This window comes from Nodosilinea sp. LEGE 07298 (genome assembly GCF_015207265.1).
Classification (GTDB): Bacteria; Cyanobacteriota; Cyanobacteriia; order Phormidesmidales; family Phormidesmidaceae; genus Nodosilinea.
Map to the genome: position 1 here is coordinate 1 of NZ_JADEXE010000335.1, position 6854 is coordinate 6854.

7 protein-coding genes are annotated in these 6854 nt (G+C 58.1%); 1 reads left to right on the top strand and 6 read right to left on the bottom strand.

The annotated features are described in order from the left end of the window. The 6 genes from IQ273_RS28510 to IQ273_RS28535 all read right to left on the bottom strand — a co-directional run. A partial coding sequence (locus IQ273_RS28510; RefSeq protein WP_194026495.1) for a PAS domain-containing protein occupies positions 1-1184 on the bottom strand: 1184 nt, incomplete at its 3' end. A 73-nt stretch (positions 1185-1257) separates the two neighbouring features. Beyond that, positions 1258-1809, bottom strand: coding sequence for a signal peptidase I (lepB, locus tag IQ273_RS28515; RefSeq protein ID WP_194026496.1), 552 nt, complete (start codon positions 1807-1809; stop codon positions 1258-1260). Between the two features lie 119 nt (positions 1810-1928). After that, the gene (locus IQ273_RS28520; RefSeq protein WP_194026497.1) at positions 1929-2300 is read right to left on the bottom strand and encodes a DUF5335 family protein; all 372 of its coding nucleotides are present in this window, start codon (positions 2298-2300) and stop codon (positions 1929-1931) included. Positions 2301-2827: 527 nt separating this feature from the next. After that, a complete protein-coding gene (locus IQ273_RS28525) occupies positions 2828-3925 on the bottom strand; it encodes a cell wall metabolism sensor histidine kinase WalK (protein WP_194026498.1) in 1098 nt (365 codons plus the stop codon). After that, entirely contained in the window at positions 3925-4632 is a 708-nt protein-coding gene (locus IQ273_RS28530) for a response regulator (protein WP_194026499.1), read from the bottom strand. Before IQ273_RS28530 ends, IQ273_RS28525 begins: the two co-directional genes overlap by 1 nt. A 28-nt stretch (positions 4633-4660) precedes the next feature. Further along, the gene (locus IQ273_RS28535; protein ID WP_194026500.1) at positions 4661-5593 is read right to left on the bottom strand and encodes an NAD-dependent epimerase/dehydratase family protein; all 933 of its coding nucleotides are present in this window, start codon (positions 5591-5593) and stop codon (positions 4661-4663) included. A 191-nt stretch (positions 5594-5784) separates the two neighbouring features. On the opposite strand from IQ273_RS28535, the gene IQ273_RS28540 reads away from it, so the two are divergent. Then, positions 5785-6854 (top strand): HAD-IC family P-type ATPase (locus tag IQ273_RS28540; RefSeq protein ID WP_194026501.1); only part of this gene is annotated, 1070 nt, incomplete at its 3' end.

Consider the following 6854-nt stretch of genomic DNA (forward strand, 5'->3'; position numbering starts at 1 on the left):
GCCCCCGTGAGGTGCCCCGCTTCCCCAGCGGGTATGCCCCACAGCTGTAGAAAGCGAGCATTCCAGTGGGTGATCTGGCCCTGGGCATCGAGCACCACAATGCCGTCGGCGGTGGAGTCAAGGGTGGCTTGGAGCAGAGAATTGGCCTGGCCGAGCTGCGCATTAGTGCGGTTGAGTCGCTCCGCCTGGGCCTGCACCCGCCCATAAAAATACAACACCCCCACCGTCAGCAGCGCCAGCAACAGCCCGCTGATCAGCAGCATGTGTATGGCAGGCACCATCAGCGCCTCGACCTGAGCCACAACCGCCTCAGGAAGTTGCCCCGCTAACCGGCGATACCAGCTCATCAACGCCTGCCACAGCAACAGGCTCACCATCGCCATACCAAAGGCAAGGCTATAGGGCACCCAGCGCGGCTGGGACTGCCGAGGGTCATCCTGCCACGCCAGCAGCAGCAGCGCCGCCCCCAGCAGCGGCATCATCACCGCACTGGGAATCGAAAGCCCGGTTAGGTAGCGCCAGTCGTAGGCTGTGCTGAGGCTGGTCAAATACCCCATCAGCGCCACCACCCCAAGGGCCACCAGACCAACGGCGCTAGTCGCTGCGATTCCCGTAGGGATACTCGGTTCGAGTCGGTTCCCGAACGCTTCGCGAATCGCCCGATAGCCCGCTAGGCGACGACGAACCGCCCCCTCTGCCAACCCAAGAAATACCAGCCCCGTACCCAAAAATATCAGGCCCAGAGAAGCGTTGGGCGATGCTCGCCCCGGCAGAGGCCGCTCCACAGTAATAAACAACTGCTGCACTGGGCCAAAGCCAGGGAGATGACCAGCGTCGCTTGATTGAGCCAGGCGATCGGGAATGTAATCCTGCATGAGCAGTTGATCGATGCCTAGATCAACGCCCCAGACAGATTGAGCCAGGGTCAGAATACCAATCAGCGCCACGCTGCCACCCAGCCCCACAGCCCAGGTGCGGCGACCCCGCAGCAGGCTCGCCAACCCCAGCCCCCCCAGCAAAAAGCACAGCGCTGTGTTGTAGTGTATTGGGGGCGTTTGAGGGATAGTCTGAATGATCCAGATGACCTGCCAATGCCAGGCTACCATCACCACCAGCCCTAGTAGCGTACTCAGGAGAGCGGCGGTTGCGATCGCCAGGGTGACACCCCGATTAGGGTTTTGCATAGCCTTGGGCCATAGGTCAATCCTTCATTGTTCCCTAGTTTTGCGGATTTTTACCTAGACCATATCATGGGCATCAGTTCAACTCACCCAGCCGATCGAGGGGCCAAAACCGAAACATTGCCTGGCCAATCAGGTGATCCTGCGGCACAAAGCCCCAGTAGTGAGAGTCGAAACTTTCGTTGCGGTTGTCGCCCAACACCAGATAAGTCCCCGACGGCACCGTTACCGGCCCGTACTGGTAATCGGGCTTGGCCGCAATGTAGGGTTCGACCTGGGGTTCACCATTGATATAGAGCTGGCCATTTTTGACTTCCACCACATCCCCCGGCAGCCCCATCAACCGCTTAATGTACGCGTCCTTTGTGCTGAGCTGATCGGGGGGGTGAAACACCACAATATCGCCCCGCTGAGGCGTGCCAAAGTCGTAGCTGAGCTTGTCGATAATCAGGCGATCGTTAATTTCCAGCGTCGGTAACATCGAGCCCGAGGGAATGTAGCGAGCCTCAGCCACAAAGGTGCGAATGCCAAAGGCCAACAGCACGCTGAGACTCAGGGTTTCGACAGTCTCACGCAAAGCGCTCTTGGCTTTGGGAGCGGTAGGGAGGTGGGGTTTGGAGTCGGTCATGGGGTGTAGGGAGTGGGGAGTGAGGCGTAGGGAGGAGCGAACGGGGAGTGAGGCGCTTAAAAAAAGTAGACAAAGTAGGCGATGCTCTAGCCCCTCACCCCCTAGTCCTCGGTAACTGATTAGGATTGAAAGCTAATTACCGTCTGGGCATGATCGTCATCAGTCACGGTAAAAGAGAGAATCACGCCGTCATTGTTAGTCACAACGTCAACAGCTTGAGGATAGACAATGCGGTGGGCGTAGGTGGCTTCGTGAACTCCCAGGGAACGGCTGACTGTTACCACCAGGTCGTTGCCGTAGTTGGGCCGATCATAAATCACCGAAAATAGGGGTTTGTGGTGCAGCAGGTCAAAATCTCCTAGCTGCCCATCCAACAATTTTAGGGTGATAAAACGCCCTCGATTCTCATCGGTGAGTTGGGTAAAGAAATCTAGCCAAAGGCATTGAGGAATATCGAGGTGATACCGCTTAGAAGAGAGTTCTAAGTCCATAACCAAATACCTAATAATGGTATTCAGCATAGGTTTTGGGTATGTCATTACAGTGCCAGGGCTGTGTCAATAGGTCTGGCTCTAAGTATGCAATATCCCTGAGATGGCACTGACACACGATCGCCACACCCTGTACCTGGAAGTGATGCACCGCCAACACAGAGCAATGTACCAAAAAGGGAATTAGCGTTAACAGCCCAATACCTGTGCCAAATACCAGCCAGTAGGGGATTTGGCAATTTCCCACACCAGCCATCGAGGCAGTTGGTTTAATGCTTGCATCATGGGGCTAGGCGAACCCTAAAGTTTCTTTTTATGGGGATTTTCATGGGGATCTGTCGCCTCAGAGGGAAATAGCCAGGCCAAGATGCCCATGCTGGCCAAAAGTAACAGGGCCAGAACCAATGCCCCCGCCGGAACCGATAGCGCAACCATAGCAGACACCTGAGTGAGTTGATTAACCTCACTCTATGGATTGCGCATGGCTAAGCTGTGGCTGGGCTGTGTCAATCTGCCATGATCTGGGTTCATGCCTGGGGTAGGGAGAAGCGAAAGGTGCTGCCCCGACCAACGGTGCTCTCGACCTTGATGCAGCCGCCGTGCAGCTCGACTAGGCGCTTGGTGATGGCCAGGCCGATGCCAGTACCGACCACCTCTGGGCTGCAAATCTGGGGCGATCGCCAAAATCGCTCAAAAACGTGGGGCAGTTCATCTGGGGCGATGCCGATACCGGTATCCTGCACAGCAATCCAAACCTGATTCCTCCGGGCCTGGGCGGTGAGGGTGATCTGCCCCTGGCGGGTGTGTTTGATGGCGTTGCCCAACAGGTTGATGAGAATTTGCTCCAGGCGATCGCCGTCGGCCAGCACCGGGGCAATATCGTCATCGCACCGCCAACCCAACTGGGGGCCGTCTTCAGCAATTTGGCTGTCAAAGCGCAGCAGCAGCTTTTCAAACAGGGGCGGTAGGGCGATCGCCTGCAAATGCAGGGGCATCTGCCCCGCTTCGGCCTTGGAGAGCTCCTGCAAATCATTAATCAGGCGCTCCAGTCGCCGGGTTTCACGCACCAGCAGATGGGTGGTTTCGGGCGTGAGCGCCGCCGATGCCGCCGCCGACTCCTCTAGATAGCCCCGCACGATGGTCAGGGGCGTTCTCAACTCGTGGGTCAAGTCTTCGATTAGCTCCCGCCGCCGCTCCTCGACATCTTGCAAACTCAGGGCCAGGTGGTTAAAGCTGCGGCTCAGCCGCGCCAGCTCTGGAATTTCGCTGCGGGCAACCTGTTCAGACCAGTTGCCTGCCGCAAACTGGCGAGTAACGCGCTCCATCTCGGTTAGCGGCTGGGTAATGCGGCGTGCCACCCAGTAGCTCAGCGCCGCCGCCGTCAGGCCACCGACCGTTAAAGACAAAATAGTACTGCCACTCCAGGCATTTTCAAACCCATCGAGCAGCTCTTCACGGAGTTCGTGAACAACCCGCCCCATACTGACCATCTCAGCCATTTGATCGAGATGGCCCGAAAACAAGTGATGGGCGGCGGCGTGGCTGATCGCGATAAAGCTGCCTAAACCCACCAGCATGACCACCAGGTGAGAGAAAAACAGTCGCCCCTGGAGACCTACCCGCATCAGGCTTCATCCTCAAATTTGTAGCCTACACCCACCACCGTTTTAATGAACTGGGGCTGTTTGGGGTCGAGCTCAATCTTTTTGCGCAGGCGGGCCACGTGGGTATCGACCACCCGTTCTTCACCAAAAAAGTCGTTGCCCCAGAGTTTTTCGACCAGGTAGGTGCGGCTCCAGGCGCGGCCCGGATGGCTGAGAAAGGCGGCCAATAGATCAAACTCGATGGTGGTTAGCTCTAGGGCTTGGGCGCGGCCATTCACCTGGTGAGTAGCCACATGGCGGTCTAGGTCTACTGCAAAGTGGGCGGTGCGATAGACCTGGCTCTGGGCCTCTTGGCGCAGGCTGCGGCGCAGCAAAGCCCGCACCCGAGCCACCAGCTCGATGGGGCTAAAGGGCTTCACCAGGTAGTCATCGGCCCCGGTAGAGAGGCCGATCACCCGATCAAAGTCTTCGCCCTTGGCGGTCAGCATCAAAATGTAGGGGTCGTAGGTGCCCGCCGCTTTGCGAATGCGGGTGCAGACATCTAGCCCATCAATGCCCGGCAGCATCCAGTCGAGGATGATCAGCTGAGGCTGGTGGGTTTTGACCTGGTGCAGGGCATCGTGGCCGTCGTGGCTGTGCAGGCAGGCAAAGCCTTCTTTTTCTAATAGCTGTTGAATGAACCGGGCGATCTCGGCCTCGTCTTCCACAATTAGAATCGTCTGCGCCATGGCCTGAACCAGTGGATACTCCTCTAGGCTACGCCTTTTTGAGCTGTTCAATGGTCTGGCGCACAGCCTCAGCGTTGGTGATGGGGGTGTCGTTGAAGCGGGCGGTAAATTTGCTGGCGTCAAAGTAGTAATCGCGGTCGTACTGGTAGAGCATTTCAGAGGTTTCTTTCAAAATCGGCATAAACAGCCCCAGAGCTTTGATTGCCCAGGCTGGAAACACCTGCACCTGGGCCTCAGTGTGCAGCGCCCCGGCAAACAGTTGAACCCAGTCTCTACCCGTGGGGGCAGCGCTATCGACGGGCAAATTCCAGATTTGGTTGTAGGCGTCGGGGGTATTGCCCAGTAGAGCGGTGCCCCGAGCCAGTTCTGGGGTGTAGCCCATGCTGTGAACCACATCGGCATTGCAAAACCACTGGGCTTTTTTGCCTTTTACCAGGTTGTCATAGACCAAAATCATCATCACGCTGGTGGCTGTAATCGGCCCAAAAAAGTCGGGCGATCGCGCGATGATCGCCTCCAGCTGGCCACCATCTACGAGGGATTGCAGGTAGCGATCGCACTCGGCCCGCACCTGCCCCTTTTGGCTGGTAGGGCTAATGGGTGAGGCTTCGGTGATGTGGGTGACGCGATCGCCGCCAATAGCGTAGACATTGTCAAAAAACACCAGTTTGGCCCGATGCCGCATACAGGCCTCGGCTGCATGGCGAATCAGCTGGGGCCACAGTTCTTGCCAGAGCCGGGTGTTGTAGGCTAGCCCGACGGTCAGGTAGCAAATGTCGCTACCGGCAACGGCGGCCTCGACCTGGTCTTTATCGGTCAAATCTGCCGGAAACAACTGGTCGGTTTCGTTGACTTTTTTAGGATTGCGGCCCACCAGTCGAAGGTCACTCGTAAAAGCGGGGAGCGCCTTAGCCAACTCCACCCCGATCGCACCTCCGGCCCCCAAGATGGTTTGAGTCATGGCTGCTTCTGAGTCTGATGATGAAGTTACCTTAGCACTGGCGTTTAAGGGACAAGACTTTCTATGAAAAGAAGGAGGCATGCGCTGGTTGATCTGACCTTCCTCTGCAAATAATTCCAACGAAAAAATGCTTTGACCAGCGACTACGGCACTGTTGAAGTATCTCGATTCAAGCTGGGAGATTACGTCACATGCTTTCAGCCGATCCTCAAACCTGGGTGGGGTTATCGTTCTCAGAAGTAGCGGAGCGGCTGCGCCGGGAGGGTTATAACGAGCTGCCTGCCGCTGACCACCGCACCTTCTTCACCCTGGTGCTAGAGATCGGGCGGGAGCCGATTTTTTTGCTGCTGGTGGGCTGTGGGGCGATCTACTGGGTGTTGGGCGACGCCCAGGAAGCGCTGATTTTGCTGGGGTTTGTGCTGTTTATTGTGGGCATCAACCTCTACCAGGAGCAAAAAACCGAGAAGTCTTTGGAGGCGCTGCGGGATTTGTCTAGCCCCCGCGCCCTGGTGATTCGCGATGGGGAACGGCAGCGCATACCGGGCCGCGAGGTGGTGCGGAGCGATCTGCTGGTGCTGGCGGAGGGCGATCGCATTCCTGCCGATGCCCTGCTGCGCTGGTCTACCCACCTCACCGTGGATGAGTCGCTGCTGACGGGGGAATCAGTGCCGGTGCGCAAGCGCGAATCGGTGAGCGAAACCCGGCTGACCCGCCCTGGCGGCGACGACCTGCCCGCCGTCTTCTCGGGCACCCTGGTGGTGCAGGGCCAGGGCATTGCCGAGGTGGTGGCCACGGGGCTGCTGACCGAGATGGGCAAGATCGGCAAGGCGCTGCAAACCGTGGAGCCCGAAGATACCCGCCTGCAAAAGGAGACCCGCCATGTGGTGGGGCAGTTGACCTGGATTGCGATCGCTATATGCGTCGCCGTCGTCGTGATCTACGGGGCCACCCGAGGCGACTGGCTGAACGGGGTGCTAGCAGGGCTGGCCTTGGCCATGGCGATCTTGCCCAACGAAATTCCGGTGGTGCTGATGATCTTTCTGGCCCTGGGGGCCTGGCGGTTTTCGCAGCAGCGGGTGCTGACCCGGCGGGTGCCCGTGGTGGAAACCCTGGGGTCTACCACGGTGCTCTGCGTCGATAAGACCGGCACCCTCACCCTCAACAAGATGGCGGTGCAGCAGCTATTTGTTGATCGCGACGAGTTGGGCCAGCCCCAGCCCGCCCTCTACGATGTCACCCTCCACGCCCAGGAGCCCCTGCC